Genomic DNA, 21,572 nt, shown 5'->3' with positions numbered 1-21,572 from the left:
TTCGCTACGTGATCGAGTTTCAAAACGTCCATAAAACCTACCGGGTCGCCGGTAGGGATATTCCCGCGCTGCACCCGACCAGTCTTCGGGTCGAGGCTGGCCAGGTCTTTGGCCTGATCGGCCATTCCGGCGCGGGCAAGAGCACCCTGCTGCGCCTGATCAACCGCCTGGAAAACCCCAGCGGCGGCAGGATCATCGTCGACAACGAGGAAATCACCGCGCTGGACGCCGGCGGCCTGCGCCGCTTCCGCCAGCAGGTCGGGATGATCTTCCAGCACTTCAACCTGCTGGCCTCCAAGACCGTGGCCGATAACGTGGCCCTGCCGCTGCAGCTCTCCGGCGAGCTGTCGCGGACCGAGATCGACCAGCGCGTCACCGAACTGCTGGCCCGCGTGGGCCTGGCCGACCATGCACGCAAGTACCCGGCGCAGTTGTCCGGCGGCCAGAAGCAGCGCGTCGGCATCGCCCGCGCCCTGGCCACCAAGCCCAAGATCCTGCTGTGCGACGAGGCCACCAGCGCCCTGGACCCACAGACCACGGCCTCGGTCCTGCAACTGCTGGCCGAGATCAACCGCGAGCTGAAGCTGACCATCGTCCTGATCACCCACGAGATGGACGTGATCCGTCGCGTCTGCGACCAGGTGGCGGTGATGGACGCCGGCACGATCGTCGAGCAAGGCGATGTGGCCCAGGTGTTCCTGCATCCCAAGCACCCGACCACCAAGCGCTTCGTCCAGGAAGACGAGCAGGTCGACGAGAACGAACAGCGCGATGACTTCGCCCATGTACCGGGACGCATCGTGCGCCTGACCTTCCAGGGCGAGTCCACCTATGCACCGCTGCTGGGCACCGTGGCCCGGGAGACGGGGGTCGACTACAGCATCCTTGCCGGACGCATCGACCGCATCAAGAACACCCCTTACGGGCAACTGACCCTGGCCATCACCGGCGGCGACATGGAAGCGGCCTTCGCCCGCTTCACCGCGGCGGATGTCCACATGGAGGTGCTGCGCTGATGCAAGGCCTACTGAGTTACTTCGACAACATCGACTGGGTCGACATCGGCATCGCCACCAGCGACACCATGATCATGCTCAGCACATCCCTGTTTTTCACCGTACTGGTGGGCTTGCCGCTGGGAGTCCTGCTGTTCCTGTGCAGCCCCAAGCAGCTGCTGGAGCAGAAAGGCGTGTATTCGGTGCTGGGCTTCGTGGTCAACGCCATACGCTCATTGCCATTCATCATCCTGCTGATCGTGATGATCCCCACCACCATCCTGATCACCGGCACCTCCCTGGGAGTGGCTGGCGCGATCCCGCCGCTGGTGGTGGGAGCCTCGACCTTCTTCGCCCGCCTGGTGGAAACCGCACTGCGCGAAGTGGACCGGGGCATCATCGAGGCGACCCAGGCCATGGGCGCCACGACCCGGCAGATCATCATGAACGCCCTGCTGCCAGAAGCCCGTCCGGGCATCATCGCGGCCATCACCGTCACCGCCATCGCCCTGGTCGGCTATACCGCCATGGCCGGCGTGGTGGGTGCGGGGGGCCTGGGCGACCTGGCCATTCGTTATGGCTACCAGCGTTTCCAGGATGATGTGATGTCGGTCACCGTGGTGCTGCTGATCGTGCTGGTTCAGGTTCTGCAGATCATCGGCGATAAGCTGGTAGTGCACTTTTCCCGTAAATAAACGCAATCGCCGGCTGGCCGGCAGGCGCCCGGGGTCGGGCGACTTACAAGGAGCTTGTTCGATGAAAAAACTACTCGTCGCTTTCGCAGCCGTGGCCGCGTTCTCCGCGCATGCCGCCCAAACCCTGACCGTGGCTGCCACGCCAGTGCCCCACGCCGAGATCCTGGAGTTCGTCAAACCGGCCCTGGCCAAGGAAGGCGTGGACCTGAAGGTCAAGGTCTTCACCGACTACGTACAGCCCAACGTGCAGGTAGCCGAAAAGCGCCTGGATGCCAACTTCTTCCAGCACCAGCCGTACCTGGATGAGTTCAACAAGGCCAAGGGCACCCAGCTGGTGAGCGTCGCCGGCGTGCACGTCGAACCCCTGGGCGCCTACTCGAGCAAATACAAGCAACTGTCGGAGCTGCCCAACGGCGCCACCGTGGTCGTGCCCAACGACGCCACCAACGGCGGCCGCGCCCTGTTGCTGCTGGACAAGGCCGGCGTGATCAAGCTCAAGGACGCCAACAACATCCTGGCCACCGTCAAGGACATCAGCGAGAACACCAAGGGCCTGAAATTCCGCGAGCTGGAAGCCGCCACCATCCCGCGCGTGCTGACCCAGGTCGACCTGGCCCTGATCAACACCAACTACGCCCTGGAAGCCAAGCTGGATCCGGCCAAGGACGCCCTGGTGATCGAAGGCAAGGACTCGCCTTACGTGAACATCCTGGTGGCCCGTGCTGACGACAAGGACTCGGACGCCATGAAGAAGCTGGTTGCCGCCCTGCACAGCCCAGAGGTGAAGAAGTTCATCGAAGAGAAGTACAAGGGCGCGATCGTGCCGGCGTTCTGATCGACTCGCAGAAACAGCAACGGGGCGCCTTGGGGCGCCCCGTTGCGTTTCAGGCATTGCACCGGCGGCGTGCAGCCGCATCCTGAAGTCCCGGCACGCTTCGTGTAGCCGCTGCCGAAGGCTGCGCACGGCCTCGCAGAGGACGCGACCTGGGGATCCTGAAGGCGCTGCACGCCTTGGCGCAGCCTGCGGCAGCGGCTACAGGGCAAGCATTACTTGCGTTGCACCATCGCCGGTAGTTGGGCCACCAGCTTCTGGTTGTTCAATGGCGCGCGGATGAAGCCACGCTGGTTGCCGTCCGGGCCGATCACCGCCAGGTTGCCGCTGTGGTCCACGGTGTAGTTGGGCTTGCTGGTGTCGGCGGGGATGAAGGGAATGCTCACGGCATTGGCGAGCTTCTGCAGGTCCTCCACCGAAGAGGCGGTCAGGCCCTTGAAGTCCTTGTCGAAGTAACCCAGGTACTGCTTGAGCTGCTGTGGGGTATCGCGGTTGGGGTCGACGCTGACCAGAACCACCTGCATCTGGTCCACCACCTCCTTGGGCAGTTCGCTCTTGATCTGGCGCAGCTGGGCCAGGGTGGTGGGGCAGATGTCCGGGCAGAAGGTGTAGCCGAAGAACAGCAGCGACCACTTGCCCTTGAGCTCGTCCACCACTACTGGCTGGCCATCCTGGTCGAGCATCTTCACCGCAGGCAGGGTGCGGCTCTGGGGCAGCATGATGATACCGGCGTCGATCAGCGCGGTAGGGTCGCCCTGGCCTTTGCCGGACAGGACTTTGTTGACGGTCAGGCCCAGGATCAGGGCTACCACGGCAACGAGGATGAAGACGGTTTTCTGGGTTCTGGTCATAGGTTCAACAGTAGGTAGTGGTCTACGAGCAAGGCGATGAACAGCAGGAACAAGTAGTAGATAGAGTACTTGAAGGTATCGATCGCCGCGTGTGGTCGAGTGCCACGGTACAGCACCCACGCCCATTGCAGGAAGCGTCCGCCCAGGATCAGGGCACAGGCCAGGTACAGCACGCCGCTCATGTGGATCACGAAGGGCAGCAGGCTCACCGCCAGCAGGGCGAAGGTGTAGAGCAGGATATGCACCTTGGTGTACTGCTCGCCGTGGGTCACCGGCAGCATCGGGATATCGGCCTTGGCGTATTCCTCCTTGCGATGGATGGCCAGGGCCCAGAAATGCGGTGGGGTCCAGGCGAAGATGATCAGCACCAGCAACAGCGGCTCGGCGCTCAGGTGGCCAGTGGCGGCGACCCAGCCCAACAGCGGCGGGGCGGCGCCCGCCAAACCGCCGATGACGATGTTCTGCGGCGTCGCGCGCTTGAGAAAGCCGGTGTAGACCACTGCATAACCCAGCAGCGAAGCCAGGGTCAGCCAGGCCGTGAGCGGGTTGGTGAAGGCCAGCAGCAACGCCTGCCCGGCCAGGGCCAAAAGCAGGGCGAAGGCCAGGGCGGCCCGGGGCGAGACCCGGCCCTCGGCCAGGGGACGCTTGTGGGTGCGGGCCATCTGCGCATCGATGCGCCGATCCACCACATGGTTGACTGCCGCCGCGCCTCCCGCGCACAGGCCGATGCCCAGGTTGCCGAACACCAGCACGGTCCAGGGCACCCCGGCCCGGGTGGCGAGGAACATGCCCACCAGGGAGGTGATCAGCATCAGCACCACCACCTTGGGCTTGGTCAGTTCCAGGTAATCGCGCCATAGCGCCTGGGGGTGCTGGCGGGTGCCGATCAGAGTCGCCATGGCATCTCTCCTTTGATAGTGACAAGACCAGACACCGGCTTGCGTGGGCTGAGCCGCCAGCCCAGGAGCCGGCGCTCGCGGACCTGCACCAGGCTGGTCCGGGCGTGATAGTTGACCAGTACCAGGGTCAGCAACAAGGCAGCGCCGCCGGCGTTGTGAGCCACGGCCACCGGCAGCGGCAAGTGCAGCAGGACGTTGCTCACGCCCAGGCCGACCTGGGTCGCCAGCGCCACCAGTACCAAGGCGGCCAGGCGGCTCATGCCCACCTGGCGCAACTGCCAGGCCAGCCCAAGCAGGACCAGGCTCACCAGTACCGCGCCCAGGCGGTGGGTCATGTGGATCGCGGTACGGGCGTCGCTATCCAACTGCCCGCCCAGGTAATTGGGGCCAATGTGCTGGGTCAGGTGGAAGCCATTGGCGAAATCCATCTGCGGCCACCATTGCCCATGGCAAGTGGGCAGGTCGATACAAGCCACCGCCGCATAGTTGGAGCTGACCCAGCCGCCCAGGGCGATCTGTCCGATCACCAGCACCAGGGCGGCCGTGGCCCAGTGCTGCAGGCGCCGCGGCACGATCAGCGCCGGCAGCACCCCGGACAAGCGCAGGGTCAGCAGGAACAGCAGGCTCAGGGTGGCGAAGCCGCCGAGCAAATGCGCGGTCACCACCTGGGGCCAGAGCTTGAGGGTCACGGTCCACATGCCGAAGGCGGCCTGGGCGAACACCACCGCCAGAAGGAACAGCGGCAGCTTCAGCGGCTGCCCGGGATAACGCCGATGGGTCCAGGAGCGCGCGGCCAGGAGCACGATCAACAGCCCCAGGGTGCCGGCGAAATAACGGTGGATCATCTCGTTCCAGCCCTTGTGCGCCTCCACCGGCGCCTCGGGAAAGTGCAGCTCGGCATGGGCCAGCTGGGCCTCGCTCTTCGGCACGCTGATGAAGCCGTAGCAACCGGGCCAGTCGGGACAACCGAGGCCGGCATGGGTCAGCCGGGTATAGGCCCCCAGCAGCACCACGATCAACGCCAGCAGGGTGGCGAACAAGGCAAGGCGAAATCCAGGTTTGGCCATGTCGCTGCCCTCATCCGATGTTCGACAGTTTCAGCAGGTGGCGCAGGTCGTCGAGCAGGTCCTTGCCCTTGACCCCGGCGTCATAGCGCAGCACCAGGTTGCTGTGGGGATCGACGATCCACAGCTGCGGCGCCTGGGAGTCCCTGGCGCCCTTGGCGAAGGTCGCCAGGTCCAGCGGATAGCGCTGCAGTTGCGGGTACTCGCGCTGCAACCTGGCCTCGAACCCGGCGTCCAGTGGCTGGGCACTGGCCAGGGCATGGCTGGCTCGCGAGGCATCGCGGCCCAGGGCCACCTGGAGCTGGCGCGCCAGGTACACCAGTTGCTGGCAATCCTCGAGGCAGCCCCGGGGCGCGGTGACCAGGATCTGCCACCGGTTGTCCTCGGCGAAAACCCCGATCTGCGCGCGAGTCTGGCCATTGCCGATCAGCTCGCCGTGGTAGCTGCGGCTGTCCGGCACCCAGAACTGCAGCTTGTACATGCAGGTGGCGAGGATCATCGGGCCGATCACCATCAGCACGATCAGCACCAGTTGCCAGCGACCACGCCGCCGGCTGGGCATCCGGGTTTCAGAGATGTTGGGTGGATTCATGGCCGTTCCCATGGCGTTTCTCCCTTGCGTTGTGCCAGCCGAAGTAGCCGTAGAGGAGCAGCAGCGCCACGGCCATGGCGAACCATTGCGCCGCGTAGGCCTGGTGCTTTTCCGGGCCCATGGCGACCACGGGCCACTGTGTGAGATAGGCGCCGGGGCCGGATTCCTGGCGTACCTCATGGGCAAAACCTGTGCGGCCCAGCTCAGCCCACAGCTTGTCCGGCGCCACCGCCGTCACCAGTCGCGGCCAGCGGGCCCCGTCCGGATCGGCATGCAACTGGAACGCCGCCCCCGGTGCGACATAGACCCAGGCCTCGAGGTCCAGGCTCTGCGAAGGGGTGTCGAAACGCGGTGGCGTGCGCCGGTCGGGCCAAGGCAGCCAACCACGGTTGACCAGCAACCAGCGGCCGCTGGCCTGGTCCAGGAAGGGTTGCAGCAGCTCGACCCCGACCTTGCCCTCGTGCATGCGGTTATCCAGCAGCAGGCTGTGCTCGCCATCAAAATGCCCGTGCAAGCGCACGCGCGCGAAGGCCGGGTCCGGCGCCTCCAGCAGCTCGAACAACGGCACCGGCGCCGCCGTCCGGCGTTCGGCATAGCTGTCCAGCAACTGGCGCTTCTGCTCGCCACGCCCCAGTTGCCAGAACCCCAGCCAGACCAGCACCGGCAGCAACGCAAGCACCACCAGCGTCGGCACCAGGCCCGGGCGAAAGCCCTTCATGGCCGCGCCGCAAGCTTGAGAAATCCACTCGCTATACTGACTTGCATCGCGCTTCCCCCCGGAGTCCACCATGCTCAAAGCAGCCATCGTCCTGATGCTGATTGCCACGGTTATCAGCCTGTTCAGCGGCCTGTTCTTTCTGGTCAAGGACGACAGTCAATCCAAGCGCCTGCTGACCTCGCTGAGTATTCGGGTGTGCCTGGCCGTGATCACCGTCGGCTTGATCGCCTGGGGTTTCTTCAGCGGCCAGCTGGTGTCCCATTCCCCCTGGTAAGGCTGTTCAGAGCACGTAGACGAAAACGAACAGGCCGATCCACACCACGTCGACGAAGTGCCAGTACCAGCTGGCGGCCTCGAAGCCGAACTGGTGCTCGGCATCGAAATGCCCACGCATCACCCGCATCAGCATCACGAACAGGATCAGCGTGCCGATGGTCACGTGGGCGCCGTGAAAGCCGGTGAGCATGAAGAAGGTCGCGCCGTAGATCCCCGAGCCCAGGGTCAGGCCCAGCTCGTGGTAGGCATGGATGTACTCCTGGGCCTGGAAGCCCAGGAAGGCGCAGCCCAGCACCACGGTCAGCGCCAGCCACAACTTCAGCGCCCCGCGATGGCCCTTCTTCAGGGCGTGGTGGGCAATGGTCACGGTGACGCTGGAACTCACCAGCAGCACGGTGTTGAGCAGTGGCAGGCCCCAGGGACTGATGGTCCCCTTGGGCGATGGGAACAGCTTCGGATCGGGGTTCTCGAGCAGCGGCCAGACGAACTGGAAATTCGGCCACAAGGTGTGGGCGATGCCCTTGTGCCCCTCGCCGCCAAGCCAGGGCCCGGACAGGTGCCGCACATAGAACAGGGCGCCGAAGAAGGCCAGGAAGAACATCACCTCGGAAAAGATGAACCAGCTCATGCCCCAGCGAAACGAGCGATCGAGCTGGGCACTGTACAGGCCTGCGCGGCTCTCCTTGATCACCGCGCCGAACCAGCCGAACAGCATGTAGGCCAGTAGCAGGCCGCCGACGAAGAAGATCAGCGGGCCGTGGGATTCCGGGCGCGCCGCCTTGAGGTCGTTGAACCAGGTCGCAAGGCCGGCCACGGTGATGAACATGCCCAGCGTGGCGACGATCGGCCACTTGCTCTGGGCGGGAACGTAATAGTGCTCATGAGTCGCCATTGATTGTTCTCCTTATCGGGCACGCCAGGGCGCCTAGCCGCCAGTCTTGGCGGCGACCGCCACCGGGGGATGACGCGCGGTGATATCGAACAGCGTGTAAGCCAGCGTCAGGTGCTTCACATCCTTGGGCATGTCGCGATCGACGATGAAACGCACCGGCATCTCGATCTGCTCACCGGGCTGCAGTACCTGCTGGGTAAAGCAGAAGCACTCGGTCTTGTGGAAATACACCGCCGCGCTGCTGGGCGAGATGCTCGGGATCGCCTGGGCGCTCATCGGGTGGTCGCTGGGGTTGCGGGCGATGAAGATCATCTCGTTCACCGCTCCCGGGTGGACCACGATGTCATCGGACTTGGGGTAGAAATCCCAGACCATGTCGATGGCGTTGGTGGACAGGAACTGCACCCGCACCTGGCGCGAGGCATCGACCTGCTGCTGCGCATCCTGGTACTGCCCGCCGGTCTTGCCATTGATCCCCAGGGCCTTGCACATCACGTCGTAGATCGGCACCAGGGCGAAACCGAAGACGAACATCGCCACCACCACCAGCAACAGGCGCGTGACCAGCTTCTTCAACGAGATCTCAGCCATCCCGATACCCTCCTGCAACAAGTCGGGCGGCGCGCGGCGCCGCCCTGGGGAACAGGCCCGCGCCCGCGCGGGTCATTTCACTTCCGGCGGTGTGACGAAGGTGTGGTAGGGCGCTGGCGACGGAATGCTCCACTCCAGCCCCTCGGCGCCTTCCCAGGGCTTGGCCGGGGCCGGCGCGCCGCCGCGAATGCACTTGATGACGATGAACAGGAAGAAGATCTGCGTCGCGCCGAAGGTGAAGGCACCGATGGACGACACCATGTTGAAATCGGCGAACTGCAGGTTGTAGTCCGGGATCCGGCGCGGCATGCCGGCCAGGCCGACGAAGTGCATGGGGAAGAACGCCATGTTCATGCCGATGAAGGACAGCCAGAAATGCAACTTGCCCAGGGTCTCGTCGTACATGTGCCCGGTCCACTTGGGCAGCCAGTAGTAGGCCGAGGCGAAGATGCCGAAGATCGCCCCGGGCACCAGTACGTAGTGGAAGTGCGCCACCACGAAGTAGGTGTCCTGGTACTGGAAGTCCGCCGGGGCGATGGCCAGCATCAACCCGGAGAAACCGCCGATGGTGAACAGGATGACGAAGGCCACGGCGAACAGCATCGGCGTCTCGAAGGTCAGCGCGCCTTGCCACATGGTGCTCACCCAGTTGAACACCTTGACCCCCGTGGGCACGGCGATCAGCAAGGTGGCGTACATGAAGAACAGCTCGCCCACCAGCGGGATGCCCACCACGAACATGTGGTGCGCCCAGACGATGAACGACAGGAAGGCGATGGCTCCGGTGGCGTAGACCATCGAGGTGTAGCCGAACAGCGGCTTGCGGCTGAAGGTGGGGATGATCGAGCTGACCGCGCCGAAGGCCGGCAGGATCATGATGTACACCTCGGGATGGCCGAAGAACCAGAACACGTGCTGGAACAGGACCGGATCGCCACCGCCGGCGGCGCTGAAGAAGCTGGTGCCGAAGTGGATGTCCATCAGCATCATGGTCACCACGCCCGCCAGCACCGGCATCACCGCGATCAGCAGGAACGCGGTGATCAGCCAGGTCCAGACGAACAGCGGCATTTTCATCAGGGTCATGCCCGGGGCGCGCAGGTTGAGGATGGTGGCGATCACGTTGATCGCCCCCATGATCGAGCTGATGCCCATCAGGTGGATGGCGAAGATGAAGAAGGTCACGCTTTCCGGCGCGTAGGTGGTCGACAGCGGCGCGTAGAAGGTCCAGCCGAAGTTCGGTCCGCCCCCGGCCATGAACAGGGTCGAGAGCAGCAGCAGGAAGGCCGCCGGCAGCAGCCAGAAGCTGAAGTTGTTCATCCGCGGCAGGGCCATGTCCGGCGCGCCGATCATCAGCGGGATCATCCAGTTGGCCAGGCCGACGAAGGCCGGCATCACCGCGCCGAAGACCATCACCAGGCCATGCATGGTGGTCATCTGGTTGAAGAACGCCGGCTCGACGATCTGCAGGCCAGGCTGGAACAGCTCGGCGCGGATCACCATGGCGAAGGTGCCGCCCACCAGGAACATGGTGAAGCTGAACCACAGGTAGAGGGTGCCGATGTCCTTGTGGTTGGTGGTCAGCACCCAGCGCATCAGGCCCTTGGCCGGCCCGTGGGCATGGTCATCATGGCCGGCATGGCCGTGGTCATCGATCACAGCACTCATGTCCTGTCTCCTGCACGCGAATGGACTGGACGATCGGCGGCGGCGCGCCGCGACCGGTTGCGCAGATACCCAAGAAGCCGGCTCATTTGCTTTCCGCCTGTTTCAGCGCCAGGACATCCTTGGGCGTCACCATGTCGCCCTTGTTGTTGCCCCAGGCGTTGCGTTCGTAGGTGACCACGGCGGCGATATCGACTTCCGACAGCTGCTTGCCGAAGGCGGCCATGGCGGTGCCCGGCTTGCCGTGGAACACCAGGCTCAGGTGGGCCTCCTTGGGTCCGGTGGCGATCTTCGAGCCCTTGAGCGCCGGGAACATCGGCGGCAGGCCCTGGCCCTCGGCCTGGTGACAGGCCACGCAGGTGGTGTGGTAGATCTTGTCGCCACGGGCCACCAGTTCGTCGAGGGTCCATTCCTTGCTGGTCAGCTCCTTGAGCTTGGCGGCCTCGGCCTTGCGCTCGCCCATCCAGGCGTCGTAGTCGGCCTGGGACTTGACCTCCACCACGATCGGCATGAAGCCGTGGTCCTTGCCGCACAGCTCGGCGCACTGGCCACGGTAGATGCCGGGCTTGTCGACCCGGGTCCAGGCTTCGTTGACGAAGCCGGGGATGGCGTCGCGCTTGACCGCGAAGGCCGGCACCCACCAGGAATGGATGACGTCGGCGGCGGTCACCAGGAACCGCACCTTGGCGCCCACCGGCAGCACCAGCGGCTGGTCGACCTCCAGCAGGTAGTGCTCGCCCTTGGCGCTCTTGTTGTGGATCTGCTCGGCGGGGGTGGCCAGGTTGCTGAAGAACTCCACATCCTGGCCCAGGTATTTGTAGTGCCACTTCCACTGGTAGCCGGTGATCTGCACGTCCACGTCCGGCTCGCTGGTGTCGTACATCTTGATCAGGGTCGCGGTGGCCGGCACGGCCATGGCCACCAGGATCAGGAAAGGGATGATGGTCCAGAGGATTTCCACCGTGGTGCTTTCGTGGAACCTGGCCGGGACCTGGCCGGTAGAACGACGGTGAACGATCATCGACCAGAACATCGCGCCGAAGACGATGACGCCGATCACCACACAGATCCAGAAGATGGTCATGTGCAGGTCGAATACCGCGTGGCTTATCTCGGTAGCCCCAGGCGCCATATTCACCGTCCAGGCGGCTTGCGCCTGGCTGAATATCGTCCACAACAGGAGGCCCATCCAGACTTGTGGATGTCGCTTCATTGCGGGTTCCCCTTATCGTTCTTGTTATCCCGCCGGCTATACACCTGCGGCAAGGGAGCGACTGCCTAGACTACGAACTTAGACCGTCGAGCCTCGCTGCAATTGCAGTCGGGCATCATCAGCTAACTTCATACATTGGCGAGTATAGCCAGCGACTCCCACCTCGCAACGCAATGGCGTAAACCTGCTGAAACACCCCAGGGAGGCTTTGCAGGCCACGGGAATCAAGGGATTGACGAAAAAGAGGGGGTGCGACGATATAACGCACCCGACTAAGTAATAAGTGAATATTACAAATATGTCTTAAACACTTTGATGAGCAGGCTAACTTATGTTCTCCCCCGAGGGATGGTCGCTAATGGGCGGCAGACCGTCATCCCACCTCGGTTGTCCCGATCGACCGCCCTTGTCCCTGGAGCTTTCATGAACACCGCCGCATTACGCGAGCAGATCCTATTGGCTCAACAGCACGAAGCCAGCACGGGCCACCTGGCCCGCCAACTGGAAGCGCAGCTCCCTCACCTGCACCCCGCCATCCTGCTGCCCGAAGTCGACGCACAAGGCGTCATGACCCGTTTCGTCAGCGCATACATCGATCAGGTGCCAGACCTTCTGGACGCCGCCAACGCCGTTGCCCGTGAAGCGGGCATCGAATCGCAGATCAAGCCGGTGCTCAAGATCGCCGAGCAGTTCTTCCTCCAGCCGCCGGCCATCATGGCCGGGCATGTCGGCCTCGACGGCCTGCTGGACGAAGCCTACCTGGCCCTGCGCCTGGTAGAGGAAGTCAACGACCTGTACATCAAGCATTTCGGCCGTCCACTGATCCCCCTGGACATGACGGTCGCCAATCTCATCGCCCATCAGCTGATCGGCGAGACCTTTGCCAACCAACTGGACGAAGCCGTGCATCACGCAGTCGACGCCATGCTCGACGAAGACAGCTTCGCCCTGGAGTCCGTGGAAACCTACCGCGACCGCCTCGGCAGCCCCGACACCGAGGCAGCCTGGAAACGCTGGCCGTGCCTGTCGCGCCAGCTGGGCGTGGAACTGGAACTCGACCAGCCCGCCGCCTGACCCACTCCTCGCCGGCAAGGCCCACCGTGGGCCTTGTGGCGAAGGGCCTGGCGCCAGGCCCATGCCTCACTCGCGTACCGCCACGCCCATCCCGCCGACACCGCTCAAGCGTCCCTCCAGGCGCCGTTTCAGGCCCCGGGACTCGATCACCAGCCGCGAGCCCTTGGCAGCGCTGGCCCGCTCCCATTCCTCCAGCAATTCCAGGCAAGCATGGTCGATGTAGCCCAGGTGGCTGAGCGGCACATGCAAGGTCGTCCCCGCCGGCACCGTGGCCAGGACCTGGCTCAACGCGGGCACCTTGAGGAAGGTCGCCGTCCCCACCAGGCGCAGTTCCATCTGTCCCGCCTGGGGCAGGTCGACCAGGCTGATCTTCAGGCGCGCGGCCTGGAACGCCAGCTTGAGCAAGGTCAGGGCGAAACCCACCAGCACACCGGTCAGCAGGTCGCTGAAGACGATCGCCAGGGCCGTCACCGCATAGGTGAACATCGGCATCCGCCCGTAGCGTCCCAAACCACGGAAGGCCTTGAGATCCACCAGCTTGAAGCCGGTGTAGACCAGCACGCCGGCCAGGCTCGCCACCGGGATGCGCTGCAGTACGCTGGACAGCAGCAGGACGAACCCCAACAGCCACAGGCCGTGGAAGATGGTCGAGTAGCGCGTGCGGGCACCGGCCTGGACGTTGGCCGAACTGCGCACTATCACCCCGGTCATCGGCAAGGCGCCCAGCAGGCCGCAGAGCATGTTGCCGGTGCCCTGGGCCGACAGCTCGCGGTCGAAATCCGAGCGCTGGCCGTTGTGCATGCGATCCACAGCAGCAGCCGAGAGCAGCGTCTCGGCACTGGCGATGAAGGCCAGGGCCACGGCCGCTACCAGCAGGGCCGGGTCCGCCAGGTGCAGCAGGTCGCCAGGACGCAACCAGTCGATGGCCTCGGCCATGCTGGCCGGCACCTCGACCCGGTTCACCGGCAGCGCCAGCAGCAGGCTGGCCAGGGTCGCCAAGCCCACCCCGAGCAGCGCCCCGGGGACGAATCGCAGCGCCCGGGGCCGCCACTTGTCCCAGCCCCACATCACCGCAATGGTCGCCAGCCCCAGCAGCCCGGCCTGCCAGCCCAGGCCATCGAGGGCCCGGGACAGCGCGGCGGGAAAGCCGGCGAGGTTATCCAGCCCCGAGGCCTGGGGCGCGGCATCCACCAGCACATGGACCTGGGACAACACGATCAGCACCCCGATACCCGCCAGCATGCCGTATACCACTGCCGGCGCCGTGACCCGGAACCAGCACCCCAGGCGCAGGCGCCCGGCCAACCATTGCAACAGCCCGGCCAGCAACAGGACCGGCCCGAGCATGGCTACCCCATGCAGGCGCACCAACTCGAAGACCAGCACCGCCAGCCCCGCGGCCGGGCCGCTGACCTGCAATGGCGATCCTGCCAGCCAACCCACCACCAGGCCGCCGATGATCCCGGTGATCAGGCCCTTGGCCGGCGGCAGGCCCGAGGCGATGGCGATCCCCATGCACAGGGGCAGGGCCACCAGAAACACCACCACCGAAGCCAACAGCTCCCGTGGCAGGACACTTTTAAGCTGTGCTGCACGCATGACAACTCTCCCGACATTTTCTTCAGGCGTGGCAAGGCCGGACTGCTCCCAAGCAGCCCAGGCCAAGACCTCACAAGGAATTGAGGTGGATTCAGAAACGCGCTTTGGGCGTCGCCACGGGAATCGGATGGCTACCGTCGAGCGGCAGGAAACAGCTCTTGTCCGCGTCGTAGGCCTTGATCGAGCTGGTCTCGATGTCATAGACCCAGCCGTGGATGAACAACTGGCCGTTGGCCATGCGCGAGGCAACGGAAGGATGGGTACGCAAGTGCTGCAACTGGGCGATGACGTTCTCTTCGGTCAGGACATGCATGCTCGAAGGCTCGTCGGCGCACGAGCAATTGTCCTGGACCATGGTCCGGGCCACTTCGGCGTGGCGCAGCCAGGCCCTGACCGTGGGCATCTTTTCCAGGCTCTGCGGGTTGAGCACGGCGCGCATGGCCCCGCAGTCCGAATGCCCGCAAACGATGATGTGGTGCACGCCCAGGGCCATTACCGCGTACTCGATTGCCGTGGATACACCACCGTTCATCTGCCCGTAGGGCGGCACCACGTTGCCCACGTTGCGGGTCACGAACAGGTCGCCAGGGGAACTTTGGGTGATGAGTTCGGGAACGATCCGCGAATCGGCACAGGCGATGAACATCGCCCTTGGCCGCTGGGCCGTGGCGAGTTTCTTGAACAACTCTTGCTGCTGCGGAAAGACTTCATGATGAAAATGCAAAAAACCGTCGACGATATGCTGCAGCGCTGCATCGGCGGTCTCGGCGGAACCATTGGTAGGGGCTGGAGCCGACGCAGCCAGCGGCTGTTTATCCTTGTCACTCATGATTGATTCCCTCTGTCGGATTTGGTGAATGTCCCAGACATGATCCGGCACGACGCCAACGGCTGATCAAAAAACGACCGAACCGTCGGAAGTGACATCCAGGTCACTTGATGAGCAAGGTAGCCGTGAAAACTTAACTCAAACTGAATGCAGCGCTCTAGAACGCCACTATGGGCCGCGAAACGATGGGCGGCACATCCGTTCGCAAAAGCCGCGGGCCTAAAGCAACGACATCTGCCTGCCCGGCGGACAGAATGCCGAGCAGTCCAGGTCGAAACCGCCACGACGATCGAGCCCCAGGCGCTTGAGTGCCTTGGCGAAACGCTGGGCCAGCAGGTCGGCGAACGGGCCCTCGCCGCGCATGCGGCTGCCGAAACGGCTGTCGTAGAGCTCGCCCCCGCGGCTCTGGCGGATCAGGCTCAGCACATGGGCGGCGCGTTGCGGATAGTGGGCCGCCAGCCACTCCTCGAACAGCGGCGCCACCTCCAGCGGCAGGCGCAGCATCATGTAGGCCGCGCTTTGCGCGCCGGCGGCCTGGGCCTCGACCAGCAGGGCCTCCAGCTCGCTGTCGTTGATCATCGGGATCATCGGCGAGCACAACACCCCCACCGGCACGCCCACCCCACGCAGTACCCGGATCGCCCGCAGGCGGGCCTTGGGCGCTGCGGCCCGGGGCTCGAGGATGCGCTTGAGTTCATCGTCCAGGGTGGTGAGGCTGATCATCACCGCCACCAGCCGCTGCCGGGCGAGCTCGGCCAGCAGGTCAAGATCACGCAGGATCAGCGAACCCTTGGTGACGATGGTCACCGGGTGCCGGTAGCGCAGCAGCACCTCCAGGGTGCGCCGGGTCAGCCGTTGTTCACGCTCGATGGGTTGGTAGGGATCGGTATTGGAACCCAGGTTGATCGGCGCGCACTGGTAGCCGGGTTTGGACAGCTGCTGCTCCAGCAGGGTGGCGGTATTGCTCTTGGCGATCAGCCGGGTTTCGAAGTCCAGCCCCGGCGACATGTCCCAGTAGGCATGGCTGGGCCGCGCATAGCAGTAGATGCAGCCGTGCTCGCAACCGCGATAGGGATTGATCGAGCGATCGAAGGGCAGGTCCGGCGAATGGTTGCGGGTGATGATCGACTTGGCGGTTTCCAAGCGCACCTCGGTGCCCTGGGTCAGCGGCACTTCCTGGTGCCAGCCATCATCCTCGGCCACCGAGCGGTTGGGGGCGAAACGGTTGTGCGGGTTGCTCGCGGTGCCGCGACCGCGGGGCGGCAAGGGGCTGGACATGGGGACGCTCCATTACTGTATGCGCATACAGTAATGAAGCTTCAATAAGCTGCCTAGCGCCGTCGAGCAGAACGCTGGCGAGCTTGGTCAGCGAACGGGTCAGTAGCGCCCATCCATCCTTGATGGTTTCCAGTTCCTGGCAACTCCCGCCAAAGCTCGACTTCACCTTCGAATCGAGATCAGGGCCGGTCTGGTCCTTGAGCTCGCAGAAGGCCGACAGGCGCAAAGGCCTGCGAAGGATTCGCGACAACGACGCTGCCTGCGCTATAACGCGGGCGACCATCAAAGGAGTACGGCAATGCCCAGGACACCCGGCACACTGGAAAAGATCTTCTATGCGGCGCACGCCTACCTGCCGAGCTACGGGCAAGGCGCCGACCTGATCATCGTCAGGGCCGTGGATGGCCAGCTCTGGGGCCTGGCCTGCGAGTTCGACTTGTGCACCCGGGACATCCGGCAAGCCGCGGTGAGCGGCCCGCAGCCCTTCGATGCAGCCGATGCGAAGTTCGCCGAGGCGCAATGGAGCCCTCACCACGACGACATCGGGCTGCTGCCCGCGAGCTGGGAAGACCTGATGAACGCTGGATTGGCGGACTGCATCGCCGGCTACCAGTTGCAAAGCCAGCTGGGGATCCAGCCATTCCCCGGGGGCTGAAGGCCCAGGTCGAACCGGCGCCCGTTGCGGGCGCCGGTCCTGCCACTAGTGACGTGGAATCACGTTGCCCAGGTCGTCGTTGGAGGTGCTCTGCAGGCGCCCGTCACGCAGCCCGGCCACGTCCGCGGCCTTCACCGGCGCGCCCTGGTTGCCCCAGCTGCTGCGGATGAAGCTGACCACGTCGGCCACCTCCTGGTCCGACAACCGCCAGGCGAAGGGCGGCATGGTGAGGGTCGACGGCGCGCTGTGGGTGGCGGGCAGGGTGCCGCCCTTGAGCACGATGTTGATCAGCGAGGTGGCGTCCTCCGATTGCAGCACCGGGTTGCCGGCCAGCGCCGGGAACACCCGGGTGTAGCCATGGCCATCGGTACGGTGGCAGGCGGCGCAGTTGTCGATGTACACCGAGGCGCCCGGCTTGCTGTCGTCGCCTTTCCACAGGGCGTCGGCCACTTGCTTGTCGTACTGGTGCGGCTGGTCGGCGGGATCGTTGGCCGGCAGCGACTTGAGATAGCGGGCGATGGCCGTCAGGTCCTGGTCGCTCATGTACTGCATGCTGTGGACCACCACATCGCTCATGCCACCGAACACCGCGCTGCGATCGCTGCGACCGGTCTTGAGGAACTGCACCAGTTGCTCTTCGCTCCAGCTGCCCAGGCCGTCCTTGTGATCGCCACGCAGGCTCTTGGCGATCCAGCCCTCCAGCGGCGCGCTGCCGGACAGGAAGGCACTGCCTTCACTGGCGCTCAGGGCCTTCTCCTGCATGGTCAGCGCCCGTGGCGTATGGCAGGCGCCACAGTGGCCCAGGCCTTCCACCAGGTAGGCGCCACGGCTGATCAACGGGTCGCTGTCGGCAGCCACGGCGGCTGGCGCCACGCTCGGGGCGAACATCCAGCGCCAGATCGACAACGGCCAGCGCATGCTCAGGGGCCAGGGAATGTCGCTGTCCTGGTTGTCCCGCACCACCGGCGCCACGCCGTGCATGAAGTAGGCGTAGAGCGCCTGCATGTCGGCGTCGTTGACCCGGGCGTAGGACGGGAAGGGCATGGCCGGGTACAGCGTGCTGCCGTTCTTGGCCACGCCATGGCGCACGGCCAGGTCGAAGTCCTCGAAGCTGTAGTCGCCGATACCGGTCTTGTCCGGAGTGATGTTGGTGGAATAGATCACCCCGATCGGGGTTTCCATCGGCAGGCCGCCGGCGAACGGCTTGCCGTCCTTGGCGGTGTGGCAGGCGACGCAGTCACCGGCACGGGCCAGGTATTCGCCCTGCTTGACCAGGGCCTGGTCGACCTCGGCGGCCTGGAGGGAGGCGCTGCCCAACAGCGCCAGGCTGGCGATAACGAGTGCTTTCATGGTCATCGCTCCTTATGCCTGGACCAGCGGGCCGGGGTTCTTCAGGTACTGCTCGCGGATCGCCCGCGCCGACCAGTAGGTCAGCGCCGCCACCAGCCCGGTGGGGTTGTAGCCCAGGCCCTGGGGAAAGGCCGAGGCTCCAGGCACGAACACGTTATGCACGTCCCAACTCTGCAAGTAGCGGTTCAAGGCGCTGGTCTTGGGATCGGTGCCCATGATCGCGCCACCGTTCAAGTGAGTGGTCTGGTAGGAGGCGGTGTTGAAGTGCTCACCGACCTGCTTGCCCAGCAGGGCGATGGCCTTGGGGTTCATCGCCTGGGCGATCTTGCCCATCTTCTCGACCATGAAGCGGTTCATCTTGATGTCGTTTTCCTGCCAGTCGAAGGTCATCCGCAGCAGGGGCAAGCCGTAGGCATCGCGGTAGACCGGGTCCAGGTCGAGGTAGTTGCCCCGGTAGGACTGGTGCGCACCGTGGGCGTCCATGGACACCTGGTGGGTGTAGTAGTCGGCCGTGGCCTTCTTCCAGGCGCTGCCCCAGGCCGGGGTGCCTGGCGGGTTGGACGTCCCGGCGATCGGCCGGCTGCCGGCCTGGTTGACCCAGAATGGCGAACCACCGACGAAACCATGGGGGCCGTGGTCGAAGTTGTCGGCGTTGAAGTCGTCCACCGCCACGCCGTTGCCACCGGCGCCGATGAAGTTGTTGGTGTGCACGTCCTTGTCGAAGTAGGCCTTGATGGTGGCCATGTTCTGGTAGGCGAAGTTCTTGCCCACCACGCCTTCGCCGGTGATCGGGTCGTAGGGCTTGCCGATGCCCGAGAGCAGCATCAGGCGCACGTTGTGGAACTGGAAGGCGCCGAGGATCACCAGGTCCGCCGGTTGCTCGATCTCGCGCCCCTGGGCGTCGACGTAGGTGACGCCGGTGGCCAGGGTCTTGCTGCTGTCCAGGTTGACCTTGAGCACATGGGAATTGGCCCGCAACTCGAAATTCGGCAGCGGCTTGAGGGCCGGCAGGATGTTCACGTTGGGCGAGGCCTTGGAATACATGTAGCAGACGTAGCCACTGCAGAAACCGCAGAAGTTGCACGGCCCCATCTGCGCACCATAGGGGTTGGTGTAGGGCCCCGAGGTATTGGCCGACGGCAGGTTGTAGGGCTTGTAGCCCACTTCATTGGCAGCTTTCTGGAACAGCTGGGCGGAATAGGTGTTCTTCTGCGATTCCAGCGGGAAGTGGTCCGAGCGATCCGGCGCGTAGGGGTTGCCGCCCTTGCCTTCGCCTACCAGCTGGCCCTTCACGGTCCAGGCCTGGCCCGAGGTGCCGAAGACCTTTTCCGCATAGTCGAAGAACGGCTCCAGCTCTTCGTACGTGACGCCGAAGTCCTGGATGGTCATGTCCTTGGGGATGAAATTCTTGCCGTAGCGTTCTTCATAGTGGCTGCGCATGCGCAACTCGATGGGGTCGGCGCGAAAGTGCACGCCAGACCAGTGCAGCCCGGCGCCGCCCACGCCATTGCCCGGCAGGAACGCGCCCAGCTGGCGGTTGGGCAGGGCCACGTCGTTGACGCTGTGGCGGATGGTCACGGTTTCCTTGGAAATGTCCTGGAAGAGCTTCTTGCGCACGCTGTAGGTGAGCTCGTCGATCACCTGGGGATAGCTGCCGTCCGGGTAGGTGTCCTGCATCGGCCCGCGCTCCAGCGCCAGCACGTTGAGCCCCGCCTCGGTCAGTTCCTTGGCCATGATGGCGCCGGTCCAGCCAAACCCGACGATCACTGCGTCGACCTTCTTCATCACTGTCGCCATGCTCAAGCCCTCTCGCCGCGAATCGATACTGCCGGGAAGGGGTACTGCTCGTTACGCTCCACCCAATCCATGAAATCGGCGCGCGCGCCGGGGAAGCCGATCAGGGTCCAGCCCACCAGGCCCTTGTTGCCACCGTGGATCGGGTCGCTGAAGAAACCCTCCTTGGTGTTCTGCAACAGCAGGTTGAAGAACAGCTTGGCCGGAACCGTATCGAACTGCGGCGTACCCGCCTCCAACTGCTTGAGCAGATCGTCTCGGGTAGCGCTGTCTTGAGCAGCAAATGCTTGGCCCTTGAGCTGCTTGCACCAGGCGTCCGTGGCGGCGATGCCCAGGCGATAGATCTCCTTGGGCACCAGCTTGCTCTGCCAGCCCATCTCTGGCGCGGCATCGGCCTTGAACGGGCCTTGCATGTACCACAGGGCACCGGCGGCGTAGGAGGTGTTCATCTGCCGGTCGATGTATTCCGGCACGCCGGCTTCCAGGGCGCCCGGGCCCAGGTCGTCCGCCGGGATCAGGCGTTCCACCGCCGCCTTGATGAAGGCCCATTCCTCGGCGCTGAAGTAGCTGGGCTCATAGTGGCTGCCACTCGCCTGCTTGCTCGGCGCAGCGGGCTTGTCGGCGGCGACAGCCTCGGGAGCCACGGCCAGCATGCTGCTGCCCAGGCCGGTGCTGGCCACGGTGACTACCGGGATCAAGGTCAGGGATTTACGCAAAAACTCACGCCGCGGGTTGTCTCGATCTTGATCGGACATGGATGCACCTCATCAGGCATTGATGGATTTCAGCCGCGTCATGGCGCGACTTTGTGTTTTGGCAACGCAAAAAGCCGGGCAAAACCCGGTTTTATGAACACATCAGCAAACAATAGTTACAAATGATAGCAGCCTAAGTATCGAGGTGAATCGTTTCAGTTCCAAAAAAAAGATCAGCTGCCTCAAAAAAGACAGGATCAGACCAGCTTCACGATTCTTTGACACAGGCCTCACGGGGCATTGACCGGCACAGACCGACACTGCCGGCCATCGATCCCTCACCCGTGACCGTCCATGTCGAGAACTCGCTTGCTTCCCGCTCTTTGCCTGGCATTGCTGGCCCTGCTCGCTCCTTTGGCGCAGGCCGCCGACCGCCCCGAGCATTGGGCCCAACCGGTGGAAAAACAGTACAACCTGTACCAGATGTCACCGACCCTGTATCGCAGCGCCCTGCCGGACCAAGACGCCGTGCCGTTGCTGGAAAAGCTCAAGGTGGGGACGGTGATCAACTTCCTGCCCGAATCGGACAGCAGTTGGCTGGCGGCGCCAGGCATCCATCAAGTACAGCTGCCTTATCGCACCAACCACGTGGATGACGCCGATGTGCTCAAGGCCTTGCGCGCGATCCAGAGCGCCGAAGCCCAGGGCCCGGTGCTGATGCACTGCAAGCATGGCTCGGACCGTACCGGACTGATGTCGGCGATGTACCGGGTGGTGGTCCAGGGCTGGAGCAAAGAGGAAGCCTTGAGTGAAATGACCCAGGGCGGATTCGGCGACAGCGCCCACTTCAAGGACGGCATTCGCTACATGATGCAGGCCGATGTGGAGAAACTGCGTACCGCACTGGCCAACGGCGATTGCAGCACCAGCGTGTTCGCCACCTGTTCGGTGAAGAGCTGGTTCGAGACGGTCAGCGCCGGCAAGCCGGCGAACTGATTGCGAGGCGGGAGAGGGC

21 protein-coding genes and 1 pseudogene are annotated in these 21,572 nt (G+C 64.4%); 7 read left to right on the top strand and 15 right to left on the bottom strand.

What is annotated here, in order from left to right:
* Positions 1–8 precede the first annotated feature (8 nt).
* From AC3WK8_RS01780 to AC3WK8_RS01770, 3 genes are all read left to right on the top strand, one after another.
* On the top strand, positions 9–1,016 hold the full coding sequence (locus AC3WK8_RS01780; protein ID WP_085593929.1) for a methionine ABC transporter ATP-binding protein: 1,008 nt from the start codon (positions 9–11) through the stop codon (positions 1,014–1,016).
* Positions 1,016–1,690, top strand: a complete 675-nt coding sequence (locus tag AC3WK8_RS01775; protein WP_085593931.1) for a methionine ABC transporter permease — start codon at positions 1,016–1,018, stop codon at positions 1,688–1,690. Before AC3WK8_RS01780 ends, AC3WK8_RS01775 begins: the two co-directional genes overlap by 1 nt.
* Before the next feature lie 61 nt (positions 1,691–1,751).
* Positions 1,752–2,525: a MetQ/NlpA family ABC transporter substrate-binding protein gene (locus AC3WK8_RS01770; RefSeq protein ID WP_022642268.1), complete on the top strand. Its 774-nt coding sequence runs from the start codon at positions 1,752–1,754 to the stop codon at positions 2,523–2,525.
* Positions 2,526–2,737: 212 nt separating this feature from the next.
* Here the strand turns inward: AC3WK8_RS01770 and AC3WK8_RS01765 are convergent, their stop codons facing one another.
* The 5 genes and pseudogenes from AC3WK8_RS01765 to AC3WK8_RS01745 all read right to left on the bottom strand — a co-directional run bounded on the left by AC3WK8_RS01765 (position 2,738) and on the right by AC3WK8_RS01745 (position 6,646).
* On the bottom strand, positions 2,738–3,373 hold the full coding sequence (locus AC3WK8_RS01765; protein WP_022642267.1) for an SCO family protein: 636 nt from the start codon (positions 3,371–3,373) through the stop codon (positions 2,738–2,740).
* Positions 3,370–4,272, bottom strand: coding sequence for a heme o synthase (cyoE, locus tag AC3WK8_RS01760; protein WP_085593933.1), 903 nt, complete (start codon positions 4,270–4,272; stop codon positions 3,370–3,372). The genes AC3WK8_RS01765 and cyoE overlap by 4 nt, the downstream gene beginning before the upstream one ends.
* A gap of 63 nt (positions 4,273–4,335) precedes the next feature.
* Positions 4,336–5,339 (bottom strand): annotated as a pseudogene (locus AC3WK8_RS01755) (COX15/CtaA family protein); the annotation flags it as partial.
* Positions 5,340–5,349: 10 nt separating this feature from the next.
* The gene (locus tag AC3WK8_RS01750) at positions 5,350–5,940 is read right to left on the bottom strand and encodes a PA_0111/PP_0108 family redox-active disulfide protein (protein ID WP_085593937.1); all 591 of its coding nucleotides are present in this window, start codon (positions 5,938–5,940) and stop codon (positions 5,350–5,352) included.
* On the bottom strand, positions 5,906–6,646 hold the full coding sequence (locus AC3WK8_RS01745; RefSeq protein ID WP_085593939.1) for an SURF1 family protein: 741 nt from the start codon (positions 6,644–6,646) through the stop codon (positions 5,906–5,908). Before AC3WK8_RS01745 ends, AC3WK8_RS01750 begins: the two co-directional genes overlap by 35 nt.
* Positions 6,647–6,716: 70 nt before the next feature.
* Here AC3WK8_RS01745 and AC3WK8_RS01740 point away from each other — a divergent pair, with 70 nt between their 5' ends.
* Positions 6,717–6,920 carry a twin transmembrane helix small protein gene (locus AC3WK8_RS01740; RefSeq protein WP_022642262.1) on the top strand — a complete coding sequence of 68 codons (204 nt, stop codon included), beginning with the start codon at positions 6,717–6,719 and terminating at the stop codon, positions 6,918–6,920.
* Between the two features lie 6 nt (positions 6,921–6,926).
* Here the strand turns inward: AC3WK8_RS01740 and AC3WK8_RS01735 are convergent, their stop codons facing one another.
* The 4 genes from AC3WK8_RS01735 to coxB form a co-directional block, all read right to left on the bottom strand.
* Positions 6,927–7,814, bottom strand: a complete 888-nt coding sequence (locus AC3WK8_RS01735; RefSeq protein WP_022642261.1) for a cytochrome c oxidase subunit 3 — start codon at positions 7,812–7,814, stop codon at positions 6,927–6,929.
* Positions 7,815–7,847: 33 nt separating this feature from the next.
* Complete coding sequence (locus AC3WK8_RS01730; protein ID WP_103324427.1) at positions 7,848–8,405, bottom strand: cytochrome c oxidase assembly protein; 558 nt, start codon at positions 8,403–8,405, stop codon at positions 7,848–7,850.
* A gap of 72 nt (positions 8,406–8,477) precedes the next feature.
* Complete coding sequence (ctaD, locus tag AC3WK8_RS01725) at positions 8,478–10,073, bottom strand: cytochrome c oxidase subunit I (protein WP_022642259.1); 1,596 nt, start codon at positions 10,071–10,073, stop codon at positions 8,478–8,480.
* Positions 10,074–10,155: 82 nt separating this feature from the next.
* Complete coding sequence (gene coxB / locus AC3WK8_RS01720) at positions 10,156–11,283, bottom strand: cytochrome c oxidase subunit II (protein WP_031320870.1); 1,128 nt, start codon at positions 11,281–11,283, stop codon at positions 10,156–10,158.
* A gap of 423 nt (positions 11,284–11,706) precedes the next feature.
* Between coxB and AC3WK8_RS01715 the strand changes: the two genes are divergently transcribed.
* Positions 11,707–12,357 carry a hypothetical protein gene (locus tag AC3WK8_RS01715; protein WP_022642257.1) on the top strand — a complete coding sequence of 217 codons (651 nt, stop codon included), beginning with the start codon at positions 11,707–11,709 and terminating at the stop codon, positions 12,355–12,357.
* Between the two features lie 66 nt (positions 12,358–12,423).
* On the opposite strand, the gene AC3WK8_RS01710 is transcribed toward AC3WK8_RS01715, so the two are convergent.
* The 3 genes from AC3WK8_RS01710 to AC3WK8_RS01700 form a co-directional block, all read right to left on the bottom strand.
* The gene (locus AC3WK8_RS01710) at positions 12,424–13,956 is read right to left on the bottom strand and encodes a SulP family inorganic anion transporter (protein WP_085593943.1); all 1,533 of its coding nucleotides are present in this window, start codon (positions 13,954–13,956) and stop codon (positions 12,424–12,426) included.
* Between the two features lie 91 nt (positions 13,957–14,047).
* On the bottom strand, positions 14,048–14,785 hold the full coding sequence (locus tag AC3WK8_RS01705) for a carbonic anhydrase (protein WP_022642256.1): 738 nt from the start codon (positions 14,783–14,785) through the stop codon (positions 14,048–14,050).
* A gap of 219 nt (positions 14,786–15,004) precedes the next feature.
* The gene (locus AC3WK8_RS01700) at positions 15,005–16,063 is read right to left on the bottom strand and encodes a PA0069 family radical SAM protein (RefSeq protein WP_103324426.1); all 1,059 of its coding nucleotides are present in this window, start codon (positions 16,061–16,063) and stop codon (positions 15,005–15,007) included.
* 298 nt (positions 16,064–16,361) lie between these two features.
* On the opposite strand from AC3WK8_RS01700, the gene AC3WK8_RS01695 reads away from it, so the two are divergent.
* A complete protein-coding gene (locus tag AC3WK8_RS01695; protein WP_103324425.1) occupies positions 16,362–16,718 on the top strand; it encodes a hypothetical protein in 357 nt (118 codons plus the stop codon).
* Between the two features lie 45 nt (positions 16,719–16,763).
* On the opposite strand, the gene AC3WK8_RS01690 is transcribed toward AC3WK8_RS01695, so the two are convergent.
* The 3 genes from AC3WK8_RS01690 to AC3WK8_RS01680 are packed head-to-tail and all read right to left on the bottom strand — an operon-like array spanning position 16,764 to position 20,617.
* On the bottom strand, positions 16,764–18,068 hold the full coding sequence (locus AC3WK8_RS01690; protein WP_103324424.1) for a c-type cytochrome: 1,305 nt from the start codon (positions 18,066–18,068) through the stop codon (positions 16,764–16,766).
* A gap of 12 nt (positions 18,069–18,080) precedes the next feature.
* Positions 18,081–19,865: a GMC family oxidoreductase gene (locus tag AC3WK8_RS01685; protein WP_031320868.1), complete on the bottom strand. Its 1,785-nt coding sequence runs from the start codon at positions 19,863–19,865 to the stop codon at positions 18,081–18,083.
* 2 nt (positions 19,866–19,867) lie between these two features.
* Positions 19,868–20,617, bottom strand: coding sequence for a gluconate 2-dehydrogenase subunit 3 family protein (locus AC3WK8_RS01680; RefSeq protein ID WP_022642250.1), 750 nt, complete (start codon positions 20,615–20,617; stop codon positions 19,868–19,870).
* Between the two features lie 294 nt (positions 20,618–20,911).
* Here AC3WK8_RS01680 and AC3WK8_RS01675 point away from each other — a divergent pair, with 294 nt between their 5' ends.
* On the top strand, positions 20,912–21,553 hold the full coding sequence (locus AC3WK8_RS01675) for a phosphatase domain-containing protein (protein WP_031320866.1): 642 nt from the start codon (positions 20,912–20,914) through the stop codon (positions 21,551–21,553).
* Positions 21,554–21,572 lie beyond the last annotated feature (19 nt).

This window comes from Pseudomonas sp. FW507-12TSA (assembly GCF_058781435.1).
Note: the sequence above shows the minus strand (reverse complement) of the source record. Positions and strands in the feature narration are given on the sequence as shown.